Here is a 2023-nt window from a genome sequence, read left to right on the forward strand (position 1 = left end):
CAGTCCGGCCCCCAAATCCACATCCGATTCTGACAACCAGTTTTGCGAGACCGACATCAGCGAAATCCGACCCTCATGCGCCGGCTCATGAGAGATCGCAGAACCGACCGTTTGTGGGAGGGGCCAAGAGATGACGGCCGTCACGTATTATATGCGAAAATGCGCGCGTGAATGCATTTTTGACTTGCATCCCAATTGTAAGGGGCGCATAGCAAGGCACGCAAACACGCACGCATGGATATCACATGGCTCGCTTCACCAAAGACCAGATGCTCGATGAGCTTCGCACGATCTTCCTGTTTGAGGCGGATCATATCGCCCTAGGTAAAGGCACTGCCTACGCAGAGGAGTTCATAGGCTTCCCACCGGGCGATAGGGGCGAGTATCTGCATCTCGATACGACGCTAGTCGATCTCTCTGGTTTTGAGATCGCTGGCAGTTTCGAGCGCGGCTTAGAATACGCGTTCCAGCCCAGCCTTCTGAACAGCTTCGGCCAACATGAGGTGCAAGACCTTGTGGCCTTCATGATGGGCACCCCTCGGGTGGGAGGCCAAGCCTCAGCAGGCGAGCTTCACCGCTTCATGACGCCTGAAGGCCTTTGTCAGCAGGTAGCCGATGCAGTTTTCGCTCGCTGGAAGCTCGATGGGAACGAAGGGTTCGATTTCACCACCCGCGAACTGGCACTTCTTTCTGACATGACAGAAGGCGCGGTCAGAAATGCACTGGCCGACAAGAGTGACGGCGGTCTCAAGGCCATACCGGGCTCTAAGCCTGTGAGCGTTGATCATTCAGAGGCCGTCCGATGGCTAAACGGTCGGCGCGGCTTCATTCCAACCCCGGAGCGTCCTCTCGACGATCGGTTCCTGCTTGAAAATATCAAAAATGCAGCGACGACCGAACGCCTTTCCAAACTGCTCCGTATCGTGGTTTCGCAGCAATTCCGGCGGAGCGAAGAACTCTGTGAAGCGGCCGCCTGTTCAGAGGCGCAACTCACATCGTGGTGCGACGGAACCTTCGTGTTCGAGCACGAACTCGCGGTGCGACTGGCGACGGCTGTTGGCATCGAAGTCCCCGTCTTCGTGGGCAAAGCTCTTGAAACCACCCTCCGCCGCGATCTGGGGAGGGCGAAGTGACACATGACATCACACAACACGCGCAAGCCCGCTTGCAGCAGCGCAGTGTGCCCCTGTTCGTTCTCGAACTGCTCGACCGGTTCGGCTCGACGATGAGATGTGGCGGTGCGGAACGGGTTTTCTTCGACAAAGCTGCACTGAAGCGACTGCGGAAATACCTCGGCGGCGGGCGCGGTCTCAAGGCGATTGAGCGCTGGCTCAAGGTCTATGCGGTGGTCGGCGACAACGGACGCCTTGTGACCGTCGGACATCAGACGGCGCGGTTCCTTCGCGCGTGAGACCTGACACCTTGGAGAGCAAATTGGATCACGACGCATTTCCCGTTCATGGGCCTATCGCCTGCAATCGTTGCTATTCCAAGCCGGAACGCATGGCCCAAATTGGTCGCTGGCGGGCCGTAAACGATCCGGGGGCATGGGGATCGGCGGACCCCGAGGTGTTGGTTCTTGGGTTCTCCAAGGGCTTCACGCAGGCGAACGCCTATGCGCAGGGCAACTTCGACGACGTCCCGTTCAAGAAGATGCGGCCGAGGCTAACCGATGCGCTGCGAGCAGTTGGCCTCCTGTCGGCCAGCGATACGGTCGATCAGCGCATGCGCAGTAGCGAGAAGACCTTCGCGTTCGGTTCTCTCGTGCGATGCAGCCTGTCGCGCCGTGTCGAAGAGGAAGACGCGCCCGGCGCAACATATTCATGCACCGGCCCGGTCATGCCATTGGCTTTTCGGGAAGAGGTCTCTCGGGTGGTGCGGACCTGCGCGGAGACCTATCTCGGGAACTTGGCGTCGAGACTGCGCTTGGTTGCCATGCTCGGCACGACCGACTCCTACATCGACTCTTGTCGTGAACTCGTGCGCGCCATGAAACCTATGGCGTTCAAGCCAATCAATTCGG

General features: G+C 58.9%; 3 protein-coding genes. All 3 read left to right on the forward strand.

Going from position 1 to position 2023, the window contains the following annotated elements; genetic code table 11:
- The first annotated feature begins 245 nt into the window (after positions 1-245).
- Complete coding sequence (locus tag AC2FAN_RS27150) at positions 246-1133, forward strand: hypothetical protein (RefSeq protein ID WP_485177064.1); 888 nt, start codon at positions 246-248, stop codon at positions 1131-1133.
- A complete protein-coding gene (locus tag AC2FAN_RS27155; RefSeq protein ID WP_485177065.1) occupies positions 1130-1411 on the forward strand; it encodes a hypothetical protein in 282 nt (93 codons plus the stop codon). The genes AC2FAN_RS27150 and AC2FAN_RS27155 overlap by 4 nt, the downstream gene beginning before the upstream one ends.
- Positions 1412-1434: 23 nt before the next feature.
- Positions 1435-2023, forward strand: a 589-nt coding sequence (locus AC2FAN_RS27160; RefSeq protein ID WP_485177066.1) for a hypothetical protein, incomplete at its 3' end; no start/stop codon positions are given.

The sequence above is a fragment of the Allobosea sp. RIT-PG3_2 genome, assembly GCF_057321085.1.

Excerpts from the sequence above, each read along its gene's own strand:
- AC2FAN_RS27150 (WP_485177064.1), top strand. The coding sequence starts at position 246 with ATGGCTCGCTTCACCAAAGACCAGATGCTCGATGAGCTTCGCACGATC.